The 23208-nt window shown below is 48.8% G+C and carries 17 protein-coding genes and 1 rRNA gene; 11 read left to right on the top strand and 7 right to left on the bottom strand.

What is annotated here, in order from left to right:
- Positions 1–6 precede the first annotated feature (6 nt).
- The 10 genes from rrf (at position 7) to H8S52_RS10110 (ending at position 12943) form a co-directional block, all read left to right on the top strand.
- Positions 7–117, top strand: a 5S ribosomal RNA gene (gene rrf, locus H8S52_RS10155).
- 486 nt (positions 118–603) lie between these two features.
- Positions 604–1194 carry a hypothetical protein gene (locus tag H8S52_RS10150; RefSeq protein ID WP_005656772.1) on the top strand — a complete coding sequence of 197 codons (591 nt, stop codon included), beginning with the start codon at positions 604–606 and terminating at the stop codon, positions 1192–1194.
- A 14-nt stretch (positions 1195–1208) separates the two neighbouring features.
- A complete protein-coding gene (locus H8S52_RS10145) occupies positions 1209–2048 on the top strand; it encodes a DUF2764 domain-containing protein (RefSeq protein ID WP_022103781.1) in 840 nt (279 codons plus the stop codon).
- A gap of 18 nt (positions 2049–2066) precedes the next feature.
- On the top strand, positions 2067–3821 hold the full coding sequence (locus tag H8S52_RS10140; protein ID WP_005656768.1) for a V-type ATP synthase subunit A: 1755 nt from the start codon (positions 2067–2069) through the stop codon (positions 3819–3821).
- A gap of 8 nt (positions 3822–3829) precedes the next feature.
- Positions 3830–5158, top strand: a complete 1329-nt coding sequence (locus tag H8S52_RS10135) for a V-type ATP synthase subunit B (RefSeq protein WP_128129363.1) — start codon at positions 3830–3832, stop codon at positions 5156–5158.
- A gap of 32 nt (positions 5159–5190) precedes the next feature.
- Positions 5191–5796, top strand: coding sequence for a V-type ATP synthase subunit D (locus H8S52_RS10130; RefSeq protein ID WP_005656763.1), 606 nt, complete (start codon positions 5191–5193; stop codon positions 5794–5796).
- Positions 5793–7607, top strand: coding sequence for a V-type ATP synthase subunit I (locus H8S52_RS10125; protein WP_186909736.1), 1815 nt, complete (start codon positions 5793–5795; stop codon positions 7605–7607). Before H8S52_RS10130 ends, H8S52_RS10125 begins: the two co-directional genes overlap by 4 nt.
- A gap of 183 nt (positions 7608–7790) precedes the next feature.
- A complete protein-coding gene (locus tag H8S52_RS10120) occupies positions 7791–8255 on the top strand; it encodes a V-type ATP synthase subunit K (RefSeq protein ID WP_005656759.1) in 465 nt (154 codons plus the stop codon).
- A 421-nt stretch (positions 8256–8676) separates the two neighbouring features.
- Complete coding sequence (locus H8S52_RS10115; protein WP_117985764.1) at positions 8677–10344, top strand: glycogen/starch synthase; 1668 nt, start codon at positions 8677–8679, stop codon at positions 10342–10344.
- A 34-nt stretch (positions 10345–10378) separates the two neighbouring features.
- Positions 10379–12943 carry a glycosyltransferase family 1 protein gene (locus H8S52_RS10110; RefSeq protein ID WP_117985763.1) on the top strand — a complete coding sequence of 855 codons (2565 nt, stop codon included), beginning with the start codon at positions 10379–10381 and terminating at the stop codon, positions 12941–12943.
- 149 nt (positions 12944–13092) lie between these two features.
- On the opposite strand, the gene H8S52_RS10105 is transcribed toward H8S52_RS10110, so the two are convergent.
- Positions 13093–13815: a DUF6064 family protein gene (locus H8S52_RS10105; RefSeq protein WP_117985766.1), complete on the bottom strand. Its 723-nt coding sequence runs from the start codon at positions 13813–13815 to the stop codon at positions 13093–13095.
- Between the two features lie 250 nt (positions 13816–14065).
- Between H8S52_RS10105 and H8S52_RS10100 the strand changes: the two genes are divergently transcribed.
- A complete protein-coding gene (locus H8S52_RS10100; protein WP_117740585.1) occupies positions 14066–15409 on the top strand; it encodes a threonine/serine exporter ThrE family protein in 1344 nt (447 codons plus the stop codon).
- Between the two features lie 113 nt (positions 15410–15522).
- Here H8S52_RS10100 and H8S52_RS10095 read toward each other — a convergent pair whose 3' ends face one another.
- The 6 genes from H8S52_RS10095 to H8S52_RS10070 all read right to left on the bottom strand — a co-directional run bounded on the left by H8S52_RS10095 (position 15523) and on the right by H8S52_RS10070 (position 23168).
- Complete coding sequence (locus H8S52_RS10095; RefSeq protein WP_016662817.1) at positions 15523–16818, bottom strand: S28 family serine protease; 1296 nt, start codon at positions 16816–16818, stop codon at positions 15523–15525.
- A gap of 181 nt (positions 16819–16999) precedes the next feature.
- A complete protein-coding gene (locus tag H8S52_RS10090; protein WP_005656745.1) occupies positions 17000–19189 on the bottom strand; it encodes a glutamine synthetase III in 2190 nt (729 codons plus the stop codon).
- Positions 19190–19248: 59 nt separating this feature from the next.
- Complete coding sequence (locus H8S52_RS10085; protein WP_117740584.1) at positions 19249–20643, bottom strand: ammonium transporter; 1395 nt, start codon at positions 20641–20643, stop codon at positions 19249–19251.
- Positions 20644–20730: 87 nt separating this feature from the next.
- On the bottom strand, positions 20731–21087 hold the full coding sequence (locus H8S52_RS10080; protein ID WP_005656741.1) for a P-II family nitrogen regulator: 357 nt from the start codon (positions 21085–21087) through the stop codon (positions 20731–20733).
- 21 nt (positions 21088–21108) lie between these two features.
- Entirely contained in the window at positions 21109–21828 is a 720-nt protein-coding gene (locus H8S52_RS10075) for a hypothetical protein (protein ID WP_117985762.1), read from the bottom strand.
- Positions 21829–21935: 107 nt separating this feature from the next.
- Positions 21936–23168, bottom strand: coding sequence for an LL-diaminopimelate aminotransferase (locus H8S52_RS10070; RefSeq protein ID WP_117985761.1), 1233 nt, complete (start codon positions 23166–23168; stop codon positions 21936–21938).
- Between the last annotated feature and the right edge of the window lie 40 nt (positions 23169–23208).

Here is a 23208-nt window from a genome sequence, read left to right as displayed (position 1 = left end):
CCTTATTCAGGTGACTATAGCACTGAGGTTCCACCTCTTCCCATTCCGAACAGAGAAGTTAAGCTCAGTCACGCCGATGGTACTGCGTAACAGTGGGAGAGTAGGTAGTCGCCGTTTTTTTAGAGAGAAGCCCTTGTATCGGAAGATGCAGGGGCTTTCTTGTTTTTGGGGCTATTTTGTCTGCCTTGCCTTAACTTGCCTTGTTTTGCTTGCTTTTCTTTTCTTTGTTTTGCTTGTTTTCTTGGGGTCAGCAGATTTTTAGTGCGGATTATTCTTATACTTGTGAAGTGTTTTTTCTTTCTTAGTTTTTAGGATATTATATCGTATCGTCTAAAAGAATGCTATGCATCCGTTTATTTGCCCCTTTCATCTGTCTATTTTCCGGTTTTACTCTTTATTTCTTTTTTCCTTGTTATCTTATTGTTATCTTTACGGAACAAAACTGGTGAAAAACGATATTTTTTATGAAAATGGGTTACTTTTATTCCATTCTTCTTGTTTAATATCAAATGGTTTTTCGTAATTTTGGCGTGAATCTAATAAGGACTGAAAAAAATCATGCAATTAATATTGTAATAAATCATATAATAACTCCTGTAAAATATGGAAAACAAGATTCAAGAGCTAACCGATAAGATTTACCGTGAAGGGGTGGAAAAAGGTAATGAAGAAGCCCAAAAACTTATCGTAAAAGCTCAGGAAGAAGCCCAAAAAATAGTAGAGAATGCACAGAAAGAGGCAGACTCTATTGTGGCTGCTGCTCGTAAATCAGCCGATGAGCTGGCGGAGAATACCAAATCAGAGTTGAAACTGTTTGCCGGTCAGGCTGTGAACGCCCTGAAATCTGAAATTGCCACTTTGGTAACGGATAAAATCGTAAACGCCGATGTGAAAGCTTTTGCCGCAAACAAAGATTTCCTTAACGCTTTCATCGTAGCGCTGGCATCCAAATGGAGTGTGGACGAACCTATCGTGATTTCCACATCGGATGCGGAAGGCTTGAAAAAGTATTTCACCGCTCAGGCAAAAGAATTATTGGATAAGGGCGTGAAGATTGAGCAGGTGAATGGAAACAAGACACTCTTCTCTGTTTCACCGGCCGACGGCTCTTACAAAGTGAACTTCGGCGAAGAGGAATTTATGAACTATTTCAAAGAATTCCTGCGTCCGCAATTAGTGGAAATGCTGTTTTAATTCCCCACAGGATTATGAGTAAATACTATTACTTGGTAGCCGGTTTGCCGGAACTCACTTTAGAGGATAGCAAACTGAGCTATACGGTAGCTGATTTCAGGACGGAATTGTATCCGGCTTTGTCTGAGGATGATAAAAGGCTGATAGACTTGTTTTATCTTCAGTTCGACAATGCGAATGTCTTGAAATTATTGAAAGACAAGGACGCTGCGATTGATCCGCGGGGAAACTACTCGGCGGAAGAACTGACCGAGTATATCTCGTTGCTGAAAGAAGGCGGCGAGGTATCGGATCGCGTGTTTCCCTCTTACCTTTCTGTCTTTATCTCCGAATATGTCAACTTGTCCGCAGAAGATGGCTTCTTGCATGAAGACCGTTTGGCTGCGCTTTATTATGCCTATGCCATGAAGTGCAAAAACAAGTTTGTATCTGCCTGGTTCGGTTTTAATCTTGTGATTAACAATGTGCTGGTTGCACTGACGGCGCGAAAGTTTAAAATGGACGTGGCTCCTCTGATAGTGGGAGATACGGAAGTTTGTGAGGCTTTGCGCACATCCGGGGCCAGGGACTTCGGACTGGGCGGTGAAGTGGAATGGCTGGAACAACTGGTGAAAATCAGCGAGACGGAAGAACTGGTGGAGCGGGAGAAAAAGATAGACCGGTTGCGGTGGAACTGGATGGAAGAGACTACTTTCTTCGACTATTTCACAGTGGAACGTCTGTTCGTGTTCCTGTTACAACTCGAAATGATAGAACGTTGGATTTCGTTAGATAAAGAAAAGGGTAGCCAACTGTTCCGCAGCATAATTGCTGCGTTGAAGGATGAAGTACGGATACCCGCAGAATTCAGATAAAATAAATTACATAATTATATGGCAACAAAAGGAACTGTTAGTGGCGTAATAGCCAATATGGTGACCCTCGTAGTTGACGGCCCCGTGGCACAGAACGAGATTTGTTATATCTCGACCGGCGGAGACCGATTGATGGCGGAGGTTATTAAAGTGGTAGGCACTCAGGTCTATGTACAGGTGTTTGAAAGCACCCGTGGACTGAAGGTGGGAGCCGAAGCTGAGTTTACCGGACACATGCTCGAAGTGACATTGGGTCCCGGTATGCTTTCTAAAAACTATGACGGTCTGCAAAACGACCTCGATAAAATGGATGGCGTTTTCCTGAAGCGCGGACAATATACGTATCCGTTGGATAAGGAAAGCAAATGGCATTTTGTGCCTTTGGCAAAGGCAGGCGACCAAGTGGAAGCCGCTGCATGGCTGGGGCAGGTGGATGAAAACTTCCAGCCGTTGAAAATCATGGTTCCTTTCGGGCAGAAAGGTGTATGTACCGTGAAGTCCATCGTAAAGGAAGGCGATTACGGCATTGAGGATACCATTGCCGTCCTGACCGACGAGGAAGGTAACGATGTAAAAGTGAATATGATTCAGAAATGGCCCGTGAAGCGCGCCATGACGAACTATAAAGAGAAGCCGCGTCCTTTCAAATTGTTGGAAACGGGTGTGCGCGTAATCGATACCGTCAATCCGATTGTAGAGGGTGGTACGGGATTTATCCCCGGCCCGTTCGGTACGGGTAAGACAGTGCTCCAGCACGCCATCTCCAAACAGGCGGAAGCCGATATTGTAATCATCGCCGCCTGCGGTGAACGCGCCAACGAGGTTGTGGAAATCTTTACGGAATTCCCCGAACTGGTCGACCCGCATACAGGTCGTAAGCTGATGGAGCGTACCATTATCATCGCCAATACGTCCAATATGCCGGTGGCAGCCCGTGAAGCATCTGTGTACACGGCCATGACCATTGCGGAATACTATCGCAGCATGGGATTGAAGGTGTTGCTGATGGCCGACTCCACTTCCCGTTGGGCACAGGCATTGCGCGAAATGTCCAACCGTATGGAAGAGTTGCCCGGTCCGGATGCGTTCCCGATGGACTTGTCTTCTATTATTTCCAACTTCTACGGCCGTGCCGGATACGTGAAGCTGAACAACGGCGAGACGGGTTCCATTACCTTCATCGGTACTGTATCGCCTGCCGGCGGTAACTTGAAAGAACCCGTAACCGAAAATACCAAGAAGGTGGCCCGTTGCTTCTACGCCCTCGAACAAGACCGTGCGGATAAGAAGCGTTATCCTGCCGTAAATCCCATCGACTCGTATTCCAAATATATTGAGTATCCTGAATTCGAGGATTATATAACCAAGCGTATCAACGGCGAATGGATTGGCAAGGTAAACGAAGTCAAGACCCGTCTGCAACGCGGTAAGGAAATTGCGGAGCAAATCAACATTCTCGGTGATGACGGTGTACCCGTGGAATATCACGTAACCTTCTGGAAATCGGAACTGATTGACTTCGTTATCCTGCAACAGGATGCTTTCGACGAGATTGACGCCGTAACACCCATGGAACGTCAGGAAGAAATCCTGAACATGGTTATCGACATCTGCCATACGGAATTTGAGTTCGACAACTTCAACGAGGTAATGGATTACTTCAAGAAAATGATTAACATTTGCAAGCAGATGAACTACTCGAAATTCAAATCGGAAGAGTATGACAATTTCTACAAACAGTTGCAGGAATTGATTGAAGAACGTAAAGCATAAATAATAAGATGGCAACAAAAGCATTTCAAAAAATATATACTAAGATTACTCAGATTACGAAAGCCACGTGCTCGCTGAAAGCTACGGGGGTAGGGTATGATGAGTTGGCAACCGTAAACGGCAAGCTGGCCCAGGTGGTGAAGATTGCCGGTGACGATGTGACTTTGCAGGTTTTTGAGGGTACTGAAGGTATCCCCACCAATGCAGAGGTGGTGTTTCTGGGCAAGGCTCCTACCATTAAAGTGAGCGACCAGCTTGCCGGACGTTTCTTCAACGCTTTCGGCGATCCTATCGACGGCGGTCCGTCCATCGAAGGTCAAGAAGTGGAAATCGGCGGTCCGTCCGTGAACCCGGTACGCCGTAAGCAACCGTCCGAACTGATTGCAACCGGTATCGCAGGTATCGACCTGAACAATACGTTGGTGTCCGGACAGAAGATTCCGTTCTTCGCAGACCCCGACCAGCCTTTCAACCAGGTGATGGCCAGCGTAGCCCTGCGTGCGGAAACTGATAAGATTATCCTCGGCGGTATGGGTATGACGAACGACGACTACCTGTACTTCAAGAATGTATTCTCCAATGCCGGTGCGCTCGACCGTATCGTCAGCTTTATGAATACTACCGAGAATCCCCCCGTGGAACGTCTGCTGATTCCGGATATGGCGCTGACCGCCGCCGAATACTTCGCGGTGAACAACAATGAAAAGGTATTGGTATTGCTTACAGACATGACGTCCTATGCCGATGCGCTGGCTATCGTGTCCAACCGTATGGACCAGATTCCGTCCAAAGACTCCATGCCGGGTTCGCTTTATTCGGATTTGGCGAAGATTTACGAGAAGGCGGTGCAGTTCCCCAGCGGCGGTTCTATTACGATTATCGCCGTGACTACTTTGTCCGGCGGCGATATTACGCACGCTGTGCCCGATAATACGGGGTATATCACCGAGGGACAGTTGTTCCTTCGCCGTGACAGTGACATCGGTAAGGTTATCGTCGACCCGTTCCGTTCATTGTCCCGTCTGAAACAGCTCGTTACCGGTAAGAAGACCCGTAAGGACCATCCGCAGGTGATGAATGCCGCTGTACGTCTGTATGCCGATGCCGCCAATGCCAAGACGAAGCTGGAGAACGGTTTCGACCTGACGAACTACGACGAGCGTACGCTTGCCTTTGCCAAGGATTACTCCAACCAGTTGCTGGCTATCGACGTAAACCTCGACACCACGGAGATGCTCGACGTAGCCTGGAGCTTGTTCGGCAAGTATTTCCGTCCGGAAGAGGTGAACATCAAGAAAGAACTTGTGGACGAATTCTGGCCCAAAGCAGAAAACTAATCACTTATAATTAACCATTAATCACTAACGAAGTGGCTATTAAGTTTCAATATAATAAAACGTCGCTCCAGCAGTTGGAAAAGCAACTGAAAGTACGTGTGCGCACGCTCCCCATCATTAAGAACAAGGAGAGCGCCCTGCGTATGGAAGTGAAGCGCTGCAAAGCCGATGCTGCCGCGCTGGACGCGAGGTTGGAAAAGGAAATCCAAGCTTATGAAGCCATGTTCGCCCTTTGGAATGAGTTTGACGCCTCATTGATAAAGGTCAGCGATGTTCATCTCGGTGTGAAGAAGATTGCCGGCGTAAGAGTGCCGTTGCTCGAGAATGTAGATTTCGAGATACGCCCTTACAGCTTGTTCAATGCGCCCAAATGGTATGCAGACGGGTTGCATCTGCTCAAGGAACTGGCACACACGGCCATTGAACGGGAATTTACCGTGGCCAAGCTGAACTTGCTGGAACATGCGCGTAAAAAGACCACCCAAAAGGTGAATCTTTTTGAGAAAGTACAGATTCCGGGCTATCAGGATGCACTGCGCAAAATCAAGCGGTTTATGGAAGATGAGGAGAACCTCTCCAAGTCGTCGCAGAAAATCATGAAGTCCCACCAAGAGAAAAGGAAGGAGGCAGAAGCATGATTACGAAAATGAAGAAGCTCACGTTCCTTGTATATTATAAGGAGTACGAAGCATTCCTGAACGGTGTGCGCGACCTCGGTGTGGTGCATGTGGCCGAAAAGCAGCAAGGCGTTGCCGACAATACGGAGTTACAGGACAGTATCCGTCTGTCTGCCCGCCTGCAGGCTACGGAAAAGCTGTTGCAGGCGTTTAAGCCCGCCAGACCGGCGGTGGAGGAAACACCCGCCTCGGCAGCCCGCGGACTGGAAGTGCTGAACGAAGTGGACGAGTTGCAAGCCGAAAAGAATAAGTTGCAACAGCAGTTGCAGACCTATCAGAAGGAAAAAGCTGCGCTGGAGCCATGGGGTAACTTTGAACCCGCAAGCCTGTCGCGTCTGCACGATGCCGGACTGGCAGTAGGCTTTTACAGTTGCTCGGAAGGCAATTACGACGCAACCTGGGAAGATGCCTATAATGCGATGGTTATCAGCCGTCAGGCCTCTCGCGTCTATTTCGTTACCGTAACCGGTAGTTCGGAAGAAACGGATTTGGATGCGGAGCAGGCCAAGCTGCCGCCTTACTCATTGGAGCGCGTACAAGTGCTTTGTAACGAGACGGAACAGGCTCTGGCGGATAACGAGGAAAAAATGAAAGTGCTTGCCGAGAGAGAAATCCCTTCGTTGCGTGCTGCCTTGAAAGAGGTGAACACCGACATAGAATTCTCCAAAGTAATGCTGAATACGGAAGCTACGGCAGGAGAGAAGCTGATGCTGCTGCAAGGCTGGGCGCCGGCATCCAGAGTCGGAGAAATCTCCGAATGGCTCGATGCGCAGCACGTGTACTACGAGGTAACCTCTCCCGTACCGGGCGACAACGTGCCTATACAGTTGAACAACAAAGGTTTCTTTGCCTGGTTCGAGCCTATATGCAAGCTCTATATGCTGCCCAAGTATAACGAGCTGGATCTGACGCCGTTCTTTGCACCTTTCTTTATGGTGTTCTTCGGCTTGTGTCTGGGAGACTCCGGTTATGGGCTGTTCCTGTTTCTTGGAGCAACCCTGTACCGTCTGTTTGCCAAGAATATCAGCGCTGCGATGAAACCTGTCCTCTCATTGGTGCAGGTATTGGCGGCATCCACTTTCTTCTGCGGATTGCTGACCGGTACGTTCTTCGGGGCGAACCTTTACGATATCGACCTGCCTTTCTTCCAAAAGATGAAAGCGGCCTTGTTCATGGACAATAACGATATGTTCCAGTTGTCGTTGATACTCGGTGTGGTGCAGATATTGTTCGGTATGGTGCTGAAAGCGGTGAACCAGGGTATTCAGTTCGGATTCAAGTATGCCGTGGCTACGATTGGCTGGATTATATTGCTGGTTTCCTGCGGAGTAGGAGCCTTGCTGCCGGAAGTCATGCCATTGGGCGGTACGGTGCATCTGTGCATCCTCGGTGTGGCGGCAGCCATGATATTCCTCTACAACAGTCCGGGAAAGAATATATTCCTCAATATCGGGCTTGGGCTTTGGGATTCCTACAATATGGCTACCGGATTGCTGGGCGATGTGCTGTCGTATGTACGTCTGTTTGCCCTCGGACTGTCGGGTGGTATCCTTGCAGGGGTGTTCAACAGCTTGGCGGTGGGCATGAGTCCTGACAATGTTATTGCAGGTCCCATCGTAATGGTACTGATATTCGTTATCGGCCATGCCATCAATATCTTTATGAACGTGCTCGGTGCAATGGTTCACCCCATGCGTCTGACCTTTGTGGAATTCTTCAAGAACTCCGGATACGAAGGCGGAGGCAAGGAATACAAGCCGTTTAAGAATTGAGAGTTGAAAATTTAAATTGAGAAATAGAGAATAAAAGATTGACAAAAGAGGAAGACAGGAGCTGCGCGGAGATAGCGTAGTCTTTTCTCCGAGAGTCTTCAGGAGAATTCTTCAAAAGAAATCTTTAAGAGAAACAAACAAGAGAAACAAATAAAATATAAACAATAAAAAACGAATAAGATTATGGAAATGAATTTATTGATTGCCTATATTGGCATTGCAGTGATGATTGGTTTGTCGGGTATCGGTAGTGCCTATGGTGTGACAATTGCCGGTAATGCGGCTATCGGTGCGCTGAAGAAGAACGACGGTGCTTTCGGTAACTTTCTTGTGCTGACCGCTCTTCCCGGTACTCAGGGCTTGTACGGTTTTGCAGGCTACTTTATGTTCCAGACTATTTTCGGCATCCTTACTCCGGGCATGACTGCCATTCAGGCTGCTGCCATTCTGGGTGCAGGTATTGCTTTGGGATTGGTTGCCTTGTTCTCCGCTATCCGTCAGGGACAGGTTTGCGCCAACGGTATCGCCGCTATCGGTCAGGGACACGACGTATTCAGCAACACGCTGATTCTTGCCGTATTCCCCGAACTTTATGCGATTGTAGCTTTGGCTGCCACTTTCTTGATTGGCAGTGCGCTGACCGCATAAACAGCAATTACCGACTGCACAAATAGCAGTTGAAATAAAAGAAGAGGGTGTCAAAACATACTTGCTGATTTCTTTTTAGTCACGGAATTATACGGAAAAAGAACAAAGAAAATCTGTGTTTTCCGTGTAATCCGTGCCTAAAAAGAAACAAACAGCAAGCGAATTTAAGTTTTGATATACCCTCTTTTTCATATCTTCTTCTCTGTCTTTTCCTTCTATTTCGTACAAACTTCTGTTTTTTCTCTTTTCATCGGTAATCTTCGCTCTTCTCTGTATTGGTGGGCTTTTAGCGTTTGCCGGTAGTATTTATGCAAACGATTGTTTATGCACATTTAATCAGTTTTTTCGATTAAAAGGCTATTTTTCAAAGAATAATGCGTACTTTTGCAGCCACAATTACGATAAAGAGATTATAACATATATGGTTAAAGAGCTACTTACCCCCGATTACATCTTCGAAGCGAGCTGGGAAGTATGTAATAAAGTAGGCGGTATCTATACAGTTTTGTCTACCAGAGCGAACACTTTGCAGACAAAATTCCGCGATAAAGTATTTTTTGTAGGCCCGGACTTCTGGCAAGGTAAAGAGAACCCTTTATTTATCGAGTCCGATAACCTTTGTGCCGCATGGAAGAAATATGCTATTGAAAAAGACAACCTCTCTGTCCGCGTAGGCCGCTGGAACATTCCGGGCGAACCTATTGTCATATTGGTTGACTTCCAACCTTTCTTTGCACAAAAGAATGAAATTTATGCGGAGATGTGGGAACACTATCAGGTGGATTCACTGCACGCATACGGTGACTACGATGAAGCCTCGATGTTTGCATACGCCACCGGAAAGGTGGTGGAGAGTTTCTACCGGTATAACCTGACGGAAACGGACAAGGTTGTATTTCAGGCACATGAATGGATGACCGGTATGGCTGCGCTTTACTTGCAGACTGCCGTTCCCGAAATCGCTACGATATTCACCACCCATGCCACTTCGATAGGCCGTTCTATTGCGGGTAACAACAAACCGCTATACGATTATCTTTTTGCCTACAACGGCGACCAAATGGCGCAGGAGCTGAATATGGAGTCCAAGCATTCCATCGAAAAGCAGACCGCCCATTACGTAGACTGTTTCACTACCGTAAGCGAAATTACCAACAACGAGTGCAAGGAACTGCTTGACAAGCCTGCCGACGTAATCCTGATGAACGGTTTCGAAGACGATTTCGTTCCGAAAGGCTCCACATTTACCGGTAAGCGCAAGCGGGCGCGTTCCACCATGTTGCGTGTGGCAAACTGCCTGTTGGGGCAGGAGTTTGATGAGGATACACTTATCATCGGAACCAGCGGCCGTTACGAGTTCAAGAACAAAGGCATCGATGTGTTTCTGGAATCATTGAACCGTTTGAACCGCGATAAGAATCTGAATAAGAAAGTGCTGGCTTTCGTCAACGTACCCGGTTGGGTGGGTGACCCCCGCGAAGACCTGCAGCAGCGTCTGAAAAAGAAAGACGAGCGTTATACCACTCCTTTGGAAGTACCTTTCATCACGCACTGGCTGCACAACATGACGCACGACCAGGTGCTGGACATGCTGAAGTACCTCGGTATGGGCAACCGTCCCGAAGACAAGGTGAAGGTAATCTTCGTTCCCTGCTATCTGGACGGTAAGGACGGCATTCTCAACAAGCATTATTACGACCTGATACTGGGAGAGGACCTCAGCGTTTATCCCTCTTACTATGAGCCGTGGGGATATACCCCGCTGGAGAGCGTGGCTTTCCGCGTGCCCACCATTACGACCGACCTTGCCGGCTTCGGACTTTGGGTAAACAGCCTGAAGAACCAGCACGGCATCAATGATGGAGTCGAGGTGCTGCACCGTTCGGACTATAACTATTCCGAAGTGGCGGACGGCATCAAGGACACCATAGCCTTGTTCTCTACAAAGACCAATGCGGAAATCAAAGAGATTCGTAAGCGTGCCGCTCAGGTGGCGGAACAAGCCTTGTGGAAACATTTCATACAATACTATAACGAAGCCTACGACGTTGCGTTGCGTAATGCGATGAAGCGTCAGTTGGGACAATGAAAAAAATCATATTAATTAATCAAGTAATCATACAATGAATATTAAAGTCAGTAATGTAAACACTCCGAACTGGAAGGATGTGAACGTGAAATCGCACATCCCCGCTGAATTGGAGAAGTTATCCGAACTTGCACGTAACATTTGGTGGTCATGGAACTTTGAAGCCACCGAACTGTTTAGAGACCTTGACCCTGCTCTTTGGAAAGAAGTAGGACAGAACCCTGTTCTGCTGTTGGAACGTATGAGCTATGCCAAGCTTGAGGCGCTTGCTAAAGATAAGGTTATTTTGCGCAGAATGGAAGATGTATATTCCAAGTTCCGCAATTACATGGATGTAAAACCCGACAGCAATCGTCCTTCCGTTGCATATTTCAGTATGGAATACGGTTTGAATCATGTACTTAAGATATATTCCGGTGGTCTGGGCGTACTTGCCGGCGACTATTTGAAAGAGGCTTCCGACAGCAATGTAGACCTGTGTGCCGTAGGTTTCCTGTACCGTTACGGTTATTTCACCCAAACTTTGTCTATGGACGGACAGCAGATTGCCAACTACGAAGCCCAGAACTTCGGCCAGTTGCCTCTCGACCGCGTATTGGACGAAAACGGAAAGCAGGTTGTAGTCGATGTTCCTTACCTGGATTACTACGTACATGCTTATCTTTGGAGAGTGAACGTAGGCCGTATCTCCCTTTATCTGCTCGATACGGACAACGAGATGAACAGCGAGTTCGACCGTTCCATCACTCACCAGCTTTATGGCGGCGATTGGGAGAACCGTTTGAAGCAGGAAATCCTGCTCGGTATCGGTGGTATCCTTACCTTGAAGAAGCTGGGTATCAAGAAAGACGTATATCACTGCAACGAAGGCCACGCAGCGTTGATTAACGTACAGCGCATCTGCGACTACGTAGCCGAAGGTCTGACCTACGACCAGGCCATCGAGCTGGTACGCGCCTCTTCTCTGTACACCGTACATACTCCGGTTCCTGCCGGCCACGACTACTTCGACGAAGGCCTCTTCGGCAAGTACATGGGCGGTTATCCTGCCCGTATGGGTATCACTTGGGATGACCTCATGGACCTCGGCCGCAACAACCCCGGCGACAAGGGCGAACGTTTCTGCATGTCCGTATTCGCCTGCAACACTTCTCAGGAAGTGAACGGTGTAAGCTGGTTGCACGGAAAGGTTTCCCAGGAGATGTTTGCTCCCATCTGGAAAGGTTACTTCCCGGAAGAAATGCACGTGGGCTACGTCACCAATGGTGTGCACTTCCCCACATGGAGCGCAACGGAGTGGAAGCAGCTCTATGCCAAGCACTTCGATGAAAACTTCTGGTACGACCAGTCCAATCCTAAGATTTGGGAAGCAATCTACAGCGTACCCGACGAAGAGATCTGGAAGACGCGCATGGCCATGAAGAACAAACTGATTGACTACGTCCGCAAGGAATACCGCAAGACATGGCTGAACAACCAGGGAGACCCCTCACGTGTTGTGTCTCTGCTGGACAAGATTAACCCGAATGCACTGCTGATAGGTTTCGGACGCCGTTTCGCCACTTACAAGCGTGCACACCTGCTGTTCACCGACCTGGACCGTCTGTCCAAGATTGTGAACAACCCCGACTATCCGGTACAGTTCCTCTTTACGGGTAAGGCCCATCCGCACGACGGTGCAGGCCAGGGATTGATTAAGAGAATCATCGAAATCTCCCGCCGTCCCGAATTCCTGGGTAAGATTATCTTCCTCGAGAACTACGACATGCAGTTGGCACGCCGTCTTGTATCGGGTGTGGATATCTGGCTGAACACTCCGACACGTCCGCTCGAAGCATCCGGTACTTCCGGTGAGAAAGCGTTGATGAACGGTGTGGTAAACTTCTCCGTGCTCGACGGATGGTGGCTGGAAGGCTATCGTGAAGGTGCAGGCTGGGCGTTGACCGAAAAGCGTACTTACCAGAATCAGGAATACCAAGACCAGTTGGATGCCGCTACCATTTACAGCATCCTCGAACAGGAAATCCTGCCGTTGTACTATGCACGCAACAAGAAGGGATATTCCGAAGGCTGGATCAGAACTATCAAGAATTCCATCGCGCAGATTGCGCCTCACTACACAATGAAGCGTCAGTTGGACGATTACTATAGCAAGTTCTACACCAAGGAAGCAAAACGCTTCAAGGCATTGGCTGCCAACAACTATGCCAAAGCCAAGGAACTCGCAGCATGGAAGGAAGAAGTTGTGGCCAAGTGGGACAGCATCGAAGTCGTATCCTGCGAAAAGACGGAAGAACTGGTGAAAGGCTCTCTCGAAAGCGGTAAGGAATACACCATTACCTACGTTATCGACGAGAAGGGGCTGAACGATGCTATCGGTCTGGAACTGGTAACTACTTATACAGCTCAGGACGGCAAGCAGCACGTTTACTCCGTAGCGCCGTTTGAAGTAGTGAAGAAAGAGGGCGACCTCTATACGTTCCAGGCAACGCATAAGCTGGAGAACGCAGGCAGCTTCAAGGTAGCTTACCGTATGTTCCCGAAGAATGCAGAACTGCCTCACCGTCAGGACTTCTGCTATGTTCGCTGGTTCATCTAAGATAAGATAACAAAACAGATGGTGCGTTGGTATGAAACGCATCATCCGTTTGATACAGACAGACCATCCGTTTCGGGTAAACGGATGGTCTGTTTTTTATAGGGTATTATTATATGGGCAAACGGTGATGAATACGTGTGTCGGCCCGTTTATTTTCCTACCTCTTGAAAGAGCGTGATGCTTAGGAATACCCCGATAACGATGCACATCAGAATCAGGAACCAGTTCATGAGGCGTGCGCTCAGTTTCGTTTCCTTGTGCAGGTTTTGGGCTATGTAATTCTTGAAGAACAGGTAGATGGCAGGTACGGTGGCGCTTGCCAGCAGCAGGTCTTCGGGAATCTTGTACACATACACTTTGGAGAAGGCGATGAGCGCCCAGTGGCAGAGGAAGAGGATGACGAGCAGATTGACTTTGCGCGAGAACGCCAACAGCAGTCCGATGGTGAATGCGGCTACCGAGCAGGGCATTACTGTGGTCGTCATCATCGGGAACTCCATGCCGCGCGCCCACGAAAGGAGCGGGTATAGGAAAGGCATCGCATAGAGCACTCCTGCCAGCATAGGGTACTTGGGGTTACGCTCGAACGGAGTGTAACCGGTAAATAAATCCCACAGCCAAATCAATGCGACGGTTCCCCAGAATGCGGAGAGGACGTAGTGATAGTTGCGCGTGTCGCAGTACATTGCGTAGTACACCAGCGCTATCCAGCCGTTGAGGAATACCATATATATTTTCATGGAGCGTTTTGCCCAGACGGTGGGACGGCGGTATAGCAATGCAGTCAGCAGGATGCCCGCTGCGGTAATGAGAATCTGCGCCCACCAGGTGCTTTCATTATACTGTGCGATGGTGTTCCAAAATGTTTCCATATAAGTCAGCTTTTGTTTCCGGGAGATATGATGAACATTCGCTCTGCCCGTTTTCTTTTGTCCGAAAATGTGTGCAAAGGTATCGGTTTCCGATGAGATATGAAATTCTTTTCCATATTTTGCCTTTCTTTCCTCTAAAGAAAAAATGATTTCTTTGTTATGCCGGTGTAGGAAACTCATGCTTTTTATGTACTTTTGTACTCCTTTTTGAAAATAGGTAAAAATCAGATATTAGTTAGTGGAAAGTTTGATGGATAAAACAATGGTCGAGCAAGAGATTATCTTGCGCAGGAAGCTTGATTTATTGCTTCGTACGGGGAAAATATTAGTGGAGAGTGCTGCCGATACCAATCGCATTGTACGCAATATGAATCGTGTGGCGGCTTATTTGGGACTACCTGAGGAAAATCTTCACATCGACGTGACTTATACAATGCTGGTGGTGAACCTGAGTGACGAATCGCACTCTTATTCCAAATTTCAGAAGTGCGAGAAACATGGTATCAACATGACGGCCATATCCGAAATCAGCAAGCTGTCCTGGCGTGCCATTGAGGAAGACTATTCGCTCGACCGCTACGAGGAAGAGCTGGAGAAGATAAAAAACAAGAAGCGGAACTACACCCCCTATCTCGTTGCCATCGGTGCGGGTTTTGCCTGTGGTGGCTTCTGCAAGCTGTTCGGCAGCGACTGGGTTGCCTTTCTGTTTGCCTCTATCGCCGCTTTTGCAGGTTTCCGTGTCCGTGCGCGTTGCATAGAGTTCGGTATCAATCTGTATATGAGCATCACCATTGCGGCGCTGGTGTCCACATGTCTGGCTTATATCACCACCTTTACAGGGTTTTCGGGCACGCCTTACCATCCGCTGCTGGCGTGCGCACTGTTCATTGTGCCGGGAGTTCCCATTATAAACTTTGTGGACGACATGATTGACAACTATATACAGGTGGGCATCGTGCGTGCCGTCAATACGGTGCTCATGGTGTGTGCCATGGCGTTCGGCATTGTGATGGCCATGCGCCTGCTGGCTATGGAAGATGTGGTGATTGACAAGAAGTTCAGCGAACTGAGCATGGTTCCGCACGATCCTTATTATATATACGCCATTGCGGCGGCCATATCCGCGATGGGCTTCTCCATGATATTCAATATCCAGCGCCGTCTGTTGTGGGTGGTTGCGGTAGGGGGAATCCTTGCCGTGTGTACGCGTAATTTCGTCAACTTCGAGTTGGGGCTCGGTCCGGTCATCGGTTCTTTCATGGGAGCCATGGTGGTGAGTCTGGTGGCGGTGAAGGCAGTTCACTGGTTTCATGTGCCTAATCACGTGCTTACCATTCCTTCCGTCATTCCGATGATTCCGGGAGTGTTGATGTACCGTGCGCTGGTGGCCCTCATTAATATGCACGGAGTGGTGGGCGAGGTCACGGTGGCTGTGTCCAACGGTATCAACGCTTCGTTGATTATCCTTTGCATTGCGCTGGGGGTAGCCGTTCCCAACATCTTTGCCCGCCGTTATATAGCCAAAGACCGTCAGCGCTTCCTGAAAGAGGAGTTGCAGAAGCGCAGGGAGAGGGGAAAGTTCCTTGAGTGGTAAGAGTGGTATGTTTGATATAAAAGGGGCTGTCTCAATCGCTGAGGCAGCCCTTTTCCGTTTGTGTCTTTTCCCTTATGCGGCAGAAACAGGATGCTGCGAAAGAACGGGTGCGTTTACCGCAACCATTCGTTTAGCAGCTTCATCACTTCTTCTTTCTCCTTTTCGGGCAGTGTGGAGATGCGTGCCAGATGGCTGCCGCCCGGCTGAATGAATACGTGAATATTCTTTTTCTCTTTGAGCCAGGTAACTCCGGCAGCCGTCCAGGGATCGTTTTCACCGTAGATGAATATCATTTTCGGGTCGTTCTTTTGCAAGAATCCCTTAATCTTCCTACTGAGTGTCTTGTCAAAAGGCATATCTTTCAGTTCCTCGGGAAGCATCAGGCGATGCAGGTAGCCTTTGCCGGACTTGATGGAGAGATACTTTTTGAAAGGACGGGTGTCGTAGCCGTAATAGCCCAATTCGCGTGCGGCCTGTACGAAGAAAGAGGCGTTGGTACTGTCGGTTGTGAAATAGGACGGGTCGCTGATGGCCAGCAGGTGGGCTATGAGTTCTGCGTCGGTGGCTGTGGGTAGCGGAATGCTGCCGACGGGAGTACCCCATTGCCAGAGCGCGAATGAATATTCTAGTACCGAATAGTCGTATATCTCTTCGATAGGAGCACGGAACTTATACTCTTGTTCGGTGCAGTATTTCTCGAAAAGGGGGAGTAAGGCCGCTTTGCGTTTCAGGATTTCCAGCTGGAAGTCGGTAATTCTTTTACGGTCTTCATCCGTAGACACTTTTTTGAGGAACGGTTCGTGACGGCCGTCCTCTGTTCCGTAGCAGAGGGGAGCCACGTAAGGAACGGATACATCCACATCGTCCGGATAGAATGTGCGGTAGAGCAGGGCGGTCTGTCCGCCTTTGCTGATACCGGTAGCAATCCATTTTCCGGGATATATGTTTTTGAATGCGGTTGTTACCGCGTGCAAATCATCGGCGGAACTTTCGGCTGTAAGGTATCGCCAGTCTTTGGGTTCGGGAGTGGATTCCAGGAAATAGCGGTATTCCACAAATACCATATTGGCATTGAGGAGCCTGGAAAGTTCCTCGCGATATTGGGGCTTGAGCGCGTAGGCGGCTCCATATCCTTCGGTTATAATGACCGTGGGACGATCGAAGCCCGCATGCGCCACGATAACCCGCTGGCGGAAACTTCCTTTCTTGGGATGCCGGTGGTCGAGCGGCTGGGTGAAATAGGTTACATACTTCTCCGAAAACTCGGTAGATTCCAACGGTTGGGTTTCCGTTATGGCGGAAATCTCACTTAGTTTCTGCTGTAAGCCGGTCTGTGCGGATAAGGATACCGATGCCAGCAAGAATGTAAACAGCAGCAATGCTGTATGGCGTGTACGCAGGTCTTTCATAATGTGTTTATTTGTAATTGGGGACAAAGATAATCTGTTTTCCTCTTCAGGCTGCTGTCTGCCGGATAAAAAAGGGGAAAGAACTACCATCACGGCACTTCTTTCCCCTGCAAACTTAAAACAACCAACAAAAGAAATAGATAATTTCCGGTTTCAGAGTTTGTATGTCTGAAATAGCTCTTTATCTTATAAACAACAGTTCCCTGTATTTCGGTAATGTCCACATCTGGTTGTCAACGATGAGTTCCAACTTGTCGATGTGATAGCGGATTTCTTCCATCATCGGTACGATGTTGTCGTGATAAGCGATGGCTTTGTCGCGTTCACATTCAATCTTGTTGGCAACCTTGCGGGCTTCTATCATGGTATCTACATGTTCCTTGATGAAGGTGGTACGGTCGGCAATCTCTTCGATGAGTTCCAAATTCTTGGCAGACAGTTTTGCAGCTTTCTCTACCGGGAAGAGGTCTTTCATTTTGTAGACATTGTCTATCAAATCCGTCTGATATTGAGTGGCTACGGGAATGATGTGATTCATCGCCAAGTCACCGAGCACGCGGGCTTCAATCTGAATTTTCTTGGTATAGGTCTCCCACTTCACTTCGTTGCGGGCTTCCAGTTCCTTTTGCGTCATTACGCCTACAGACTCGAACATACGGATGCTTTCGGGCTTCAGATAGTTGTCGAAGATGAGGGGTACACTGGTTTCGCAGTCCAGACCGCGTTTTTTGGCCTCGGCTTTCCATTCGTCGCTGTAGCCGTTACCGTCGAAGTGAATGGGCTTGCATATCCTGATGTATTTGCGGATAACGTCGAGGATAGCCGAAATCTTCGGTTCACCCTTCCCGATAAGTTTGTCTACATCCTTCTTGAATTCTACCAGTTGCTCGGCAAGAGCGGAGTTCAGGGCAATCATGGCGCTGGCACAGTTGGCTTCCGAACCTACGGCACGAAACTCGAAGCGGTTGCCCGTAAAGGCAAACGGGCTGGTACGGTTACGGTCGGTGTTGTCTATCATTAGCTCGGGTATCTGCGGAATGTCCAGCTTCATGCCCTGTTTGCCGCTGAGGCTGATGAGGTTATCCTTAGTGCTTTCCTCAATATGTTCCAGAACCTGACTCAACTGCTTGCCGAGGAAGCTGGATATGATTGCAGGAGGCGCTTCATTCGCTCCCAGTCGGTGGGCGTTTGTGGCGCTGGAGATGCTGGCTTTCAGTAATCCGTTATGTTTGTAGACTGCCATTAAGGTATTTACTACGAAGGTGATGAAGCGTAGGTTGTCTTCGGGCAGTTTGCCGGGGGCATGGAGCAGGATGCCCGTGTCCGTACCCAACGACCAGTTGTTGTGCTTGCCGCTGCCGTTGACACCCTTGAATGGCTTTTCGTGCAACAGTACTCGGAAGCCGTGATTACGTGCCACCTTGCGCATCAGAGCCATGATGAGCATATTGTGGTCTACTGCAAGGTTACATTCCTCGAAGATAGGAGCCAACTCGAATTGGTTGGGAGCTACCTCGTTGTGGCGGGTCTTGACAGGGATTCCGAGTTTCAACGCTTCGATTTCCAACTCCTTCATAAAGGCTGCCACACGCGGAGGGATGGCGCCGAAGTAGTGGTCTTCGAGTTGTTGGTTCTTGGCACTATCGTGTCCGGTCAGTGTGCGGCCGGTCATCAACAGGTCGGGGCGGGCGGCGTAAAGGCCTTCGTCAATCAGGAAGTATTCCTGTTCCCAGCCCAAGTACGCCACTACTTTCTTTACGTCCGGGTTGAAGTAGCGGCATACGTCTACCGCTGCCTTGTCCACTGCACGCAGTGCTTTGAGTAACGGCGCTTTGTAGTCAAGAGATTCACCCGTGTAGGCAATGAAGATGGTAGGAATGCAGAGCGTATCATCTACTATGAACGCGGGAGAAGAGGGGTCCCATGCTGAATATCCGCGTGCCTCGAACGTGTTGCGGATACCGCCGTTGGGGAAGCTGGATGCGTCCGGTTCCTGCTGCACAAGCAACTTGCCTGTGAATTCTTCCATCATGCCGCCCTTGCCGTCGTGTTCCACAAAAGCGTCGTGTTTTTCGGCAGTGCCTTCGGTGAGCGGATGAAACCAGTGCGTGTAGTGGGTGGCTCCCATCTCAAGCGCCCATTTCTTCATTCCCGCCGCCACTTCATCAGCAATACTGCGGTCCAGCGGCGCACCGTTGTCAATTACATCAATCAGTTTGGCATATACCTTGCTCGGCAGATACCTGAACATCTTTTCCTTGTTGAATACATACTTGGCGAAGTATTCCGACGGACGTTCCGCCGGGACTGCCACTGCAACGGGTTTCTTCTTGAACGCCGTCTCTACTACTCTGAATCTCAATTTTGACATAATACCTTAGAATTGTAATTGTTGGTTTATAAATATATGATAGAATAAAAAAACTTGTTTTAGTTGTAAGCGGACTCTCCGTGCTCGTAGATGTCAAGTCCTTCTTCCTCCACGCGAGCCGGAACACGCAAGCCGTGTATCTTGTCGAGTACTTTGAAGATGATGAAGCCCATACCTGCCGCCCAAAGTCCGACAATTACCGCACCGAATATCTGTGCTCCGAGGAAGCCCGCACCCGCACCGTAGAACAGACCTTCACTGGTAGAGAACAGTCCGGTAAGTACCGTTCCCGTGAAACCACATACGCCGTGTACGGAAGATGCGCCTATGGGGTCGTCAATTTTCAGTACTTTGTCAATGAATTCTACGGCATATATCATCAGTACGCCACAGATGGCGCCGATGATGACCGCACCCAGCGGAGCAACGGCGTCGCATCCTGCCGTAATGCCTACCAATCCCGCCAAAATACCGTTCAGCGTGAGTGACAGGGACGGTTTGCCGTATTTCAGCCAACTGACGGCCAGGGCAAAGAAACCACCAGCGCAAGCTGCCAAGTTAGTGTTGAGGAATACGAGCGAGACAGTTACCTGATCCTCGGTAGTGGCTGCCGCCAACTGAGAGCCGGGGTTGAAACCGAACCATCCGAACCATAGGATGAACACGCCCAGTGCCGCAATGGTGAGGTTGTGTCCGGGGATGGCTTTTGACCGGCCGTCTTTGCCGTACTTGCCGATGCGCGGACCGAGGATAGCTGCACCTACCAATGCAATCCAACCGCCTACGGAGTGTACAATGGTAGAACCTGCGAAATCGTGGAAGGTAGTTCCGAATGTTTCCGTCATGAAGGAACCTGCTTCACCGTTCATCAGCCATCCACCACCCCAAGTCCAGTGCCCGGAAACGGGATAAATCAGTACGCTGATGAAGATTGTGTAAACCAGATACATGGAAAACTTTGTACGCTCCGCTATAGCTCCCGAAACAATTGTGGCGGAAGTGGCGCAGAATACGGTTTGGAATACGAGGAAACCTTCGGTAGGCAATGAAGCGGGGTCGGGCAGGCCATTGCTATCGAACAACAGGCTCATGAGGTGAGGAGTTCCGAAGAAGTCGCCTAAACCGAACATGATGCCGAAACCTACCAGCCAGTAAAGAAGTGAGCCGAACATGAAGTCCACAAAGTTTTTCATCAGTATGTTGGCGGTGTTCTTGGTGCGGGTGAAACCGGCTTCCACCAATGCGAAGCCCGGTTGCATAAAGAATACCAACATGGCTGCAAGTAACATCCAGACGGTGTTGACACCGGAAACCAACTGGGCGACGGTATCGGTTGCCACACTATCCGCAGCTACGGCGGTTTGTGCATACATATCTGTTGTGAGGCAGCAAGCTATGAGTATAGCAAGGGCCGTACGCAGTTTTGTGAAACTGCGTTTCATATATTTGTCCATAATCTTTTGGGTTTTTAGTTGTACTTGTATTTTGTTTTTCACTGAGCACGCCGCTCAATGAAAATCCTGTGGGTTGAGTGCTGCCGGTTATCTTTCCTGTTCGGCATTATAGAGGGCAATGTCACCCCGTTCTCCGGTGCGGATGCGGATAGCGTCTTCAATGGGGATGACGAAGATGCGGCCGTCGCCGATTTCGCCGGTTTGTGCGGCTTTGATGATAGCTTGTACTGTCTTTTCTGCGTTTTTATCGCGTACAACGATAGAGATGAGGATACGTTCGATGGAACTGGTGTCGTACAGTACACCACGGTAAATACGGGCTTGTCTGGATTTTCCGATACCTCTTACATCGTAATAAGAGAACCATTCGATATCTGCTTCGAGGAGTGAGTCTTTCACTTCCTCGAATTTGGTTTTGCGGATGATAGCTTCAATCTTTTTCATACCTTAAGTGTTTTATTGTTCTTAAAAACTTAATCCTACTACGAAGTATGCTCTTTCCGAACAGGGATTCCAAGTAGCTTTGGCAAAGAGTGGCAGGGAGAATGAATTGGTTATCCTGATATCCTTTGTAGCTCCGAGGCTGACGTCGCATACGGTAAATCCGCTTGCTCCGTAGAAGTCCGTTTCCCATGGAGTGGCGCCTACTTCGGCTGTCCAGTCAAGTCCGCCCAATTTGAACGGAGCGGCTATGGAAATATAGGATGAATAGGCTCTGTCACCATTCTCCTTGACACCGTCGTCTCCGGCAAAGTTGGTGTACCAGTTTACTGCTACCGGTCCGAAGTCGTAACCCACTTGGGCTTCGTACAGGTGGGTTGTATTGTGGGCACCGTAGTGGAAGTAACCTGCTCCGGTATTATACCAATAATCAGTAATTGATACGCTAAAACCACCGGTGGAGTAGCCCAGTGTGAGGTCGAACTCTTTAGCATCGTAACCGTCGGCATCTGTCTTTTCAATACCTACCGATCCCCATGCTTCCAAAGACAAACCTTTATAGGCGATGGATGCGTTGGGTTGAAGGCTTACACCGCCCAAGTCTTGTCCGCGCCAGATGTAGCCGCTTACGATGTCTGCGCCTACGGATGCTTTTACTTTGTCCTGTGCCTTTGCCGTGAAAGGCATTGCAGCTGATAGTAACGTTATTGCTATTACTCCTAATTTTGTGTTTCTTGTTTTCATACCTTCTTACCTTTTTAGTTAGAAAAATTGCGGATGATCAGTCCGGTTCTGTTAGTATAGTATTGTGCTTGAACTATTAAATAGTAGGATGTTTATATTCTTCACTTTTATTTCAGCCAGTTGCGGATGCGTTTTATGGCTTCCACACAGTCTTCGTGTTTGCCGAAAGCGGTCAGGCGGATATATCCCTCACCGCTTGGCCCGAAGCCTACACCCGGAGTACCCACTACATTGGCTTCGTACAACATTTGTTCGAAGAATCGCCAAGAGCTTATGTCGTTCGGGGTTTTCAGCCAGATGTATGGAGCGTTCACACCGCCGTACACTTCCAGCCCGGATGTTTCCAGTCCTTCTTTCATGGTGCGGGCGTTGTTCATATAGTAGTCAATCGTTTCTTTTACCTGCCGTCTGCCTTCTGCGGTGTAGATGGCTTCGGCGGCACGCTGGGTAATGTAGCTTGTACCATTAAACTTGGTGCATTGGCGGCGGTTCCACAGTTTGTTGAGGGAGATACGTTCACCTTCCAGCGTAGCGGCGGTCAGTTCTTTCGGTACTACGGTGTAGCCGCAGCGTACGCCTGTAAATCCGGCTGTCTTTGAGAAACTGCGGAACTCGATGGCGCATTTTTTCGCCCCTTTTATTTCGTATATGGAGTGGGGCACATCGTCCTCTTGGATGAAAGCCTCGTAGGCGGCATCAAATAGGATAAGCGTTTCGTTGTCAAGGGCATAGTCCACCCACTTTTTCAGTTCGGGTTTGGTAAGGGTAGTACCCGTAGGATTGTTGGGGTAACAGAGGTAGACGATGTCGATACGTTTGTCCGGTATTTCGGGGATAAAGTTGTTTTCGGCCGTACAGGGCATATAGGTTACATTGCTCCATTTGCCGTCTTTTTCCAATATGCCGGCGCGTCCGCACATTACGTTGCTGTCAATGTAGACGGGGTAGATAGGGTCGGTTACTCCCACACTGTTGTCATGGCGGAGTATGTCGCCTATGTTTCCCGTATCGCTCTTGGCTCCGTCGTTGATGAAGATTTCTTGTGGGCTGAAATGAACGCCGCGTGTCGCGTAATCGTGTTTGATAACGGCATCAATCAGAAAGTCATAACCCTGTTCAGGACCGTATCCGCGGAATGTCTTGGCATCAGCCATCTCATCCACTGCCTTGTGCATCGCTTCGATGCAAACTTGCGGCAGCGGACGGGTAACGTCTCCGATACCCAGACGGATGACTTCTTTTTTAGGGTGCGTTATCCTGAAAGTATTAATTTTTTTAGCTATGTCCGAAAATAAGTAACTTCCGGGCAGTTTCAAAAAATGTTCATTAACTAATGCCATATCTCTGTTGGTTTAATTATTTAATAATGATGAATTAATA

Origin of the sequence: Bacteroides sp. NSJ-48 (genome assembly GCF_014287405.1) — a bacterium.
In the GTDB taxonomy this organism is placed as follows: domain Bacteria; phylum Bacteroidota; class Bacteroidia; order Bacteroidales; family Bacteroidaceae; genus Bacteroides; species Bacteroides stercoris.
Note: the sequence above shows the minus strand (reverse complement) of the source record. Positions and strands in the feature narration are given on the sequence as shown.

What these genes read in the sequence shown, in the direction of transcription:
- H8S52_RS10120 (WP_005656759.1), top strand. Translation starts at nt 7,791, where the DNA reads ATGGAAATGAATTTATTGATTGCCTATATTGGCATTGCAGTGATGATT.
- H8S52_RS10095 (WP_016662817.1), bottom strand. Translation starts at nt 16,818, where the DNA reads ATGAAAGACCTGCGTACACGCCATACAGCATTGCTGCTGTTTACATTC.
- H8S52_RS10085 (WP_117740584.1), bottom strand. Translation starts at nt 20,643, where the DNA reads ATGGACAAATATATGAAACGCAGTTTCACAAAACTGCGTACGGCCCTT.
- H8S52_RS10125 (WP_186909736.1), top strand. Translation starts at nt 5,793, where the DNA reads ATGATTACGAAAATGAAGAAGCTCACGTTCCTTGTATATTATAAGGAG.
- H8S52_RS10080 (WP_005656741.1), bottom strand. Translation starts at nt 21,087, where the DNA reads ATGAAAAAGATTGAAGCTATCATCCGCAAAACCAAATTCGAGGAAGTG.
- H8S52_RS10150 (WP_005656772.1), top strand. Translation starts at nt 604, where the DNA reads ATGGAAAACAAGATTCAAGAGCTAACCGATAAGATTTACCGTGAAGGG.
- H8S52_RS10105 (WP_117985766.1), bottom strand. Translation starts at nt 13,815, where the DNA reads ATGGAAACATTTTGGAACACCATCGCACAGTATAATGAAAGCACCTGG.
- H8S52_RS10145 (WP_022103781.1), top strand. Translation starts at nt 1,209, where the DNA reads ATGAGTAAATACTATTACTTGGTAGCCGGTTTGCCGGAACTCACTTTA.
- H8S52_RS10110 (WP_117985763.1), top strand. Translation starts at nt 10,379, where the DNA reads ATGAATATTAAAGTCAGTAATGTAAACACTCCGAACTGGAAGGATGTG.
- H8S52_RS10070 (WP_117985761.1), bottom strand. Translation starts at nt 23,168, where the DNA reads ATGGCATTAGTTAATGAACATTTTTTGAAACTGCCCGGAAGTTACTTA.
- H8S52_RS10135 (WP_128129363.1), top strand. Translation starts at nt 3,830, where the DNA reads ATGGCAACAAAAGCATTTCAAAAAATATATACTAAGATTACTCAGATT.
- H8S52_RS10100 (WP_117740585.1), top strand. Translation starts at nt 14,066, where the DNA reads ATGGATAAAACAATGGTCGAGCAAGAGATTATCTTGCGCAGGAAGCTT.
- H8S52_RS10140 (WP_005656768.1), top strand. Translation starts at nt 2,067, where the DNA reads ATGGCAACAAAAGGAACTGTTAGTGGCGTAATAGCCAATATGGTGACC.
- H8S52_RS10090 (WP_005656745.1), bottom strand. Translation starts at nt 19,189, where the DNA reads ATGTCAAAATTGAGATTCAGAGTAGTAGAGACGGCGTTCAAGAAGAAA.
- H8S52_RS10115 (WP_117985764.1), top strand. Translation starts at nt 8,677, where the DNA reads ATGGTTAAAGAGCTACTTACCCCCGATTACATCTTCGAAGCGAGCTGG.
- H8S52_RS10075 (WP_117985762.1), bottom strand. Translation starts at nt 21,828, where the DNA reads ATGAAAACAAGAAACACAAAATTAGGAGTAATAGCAATAACGTTACTA.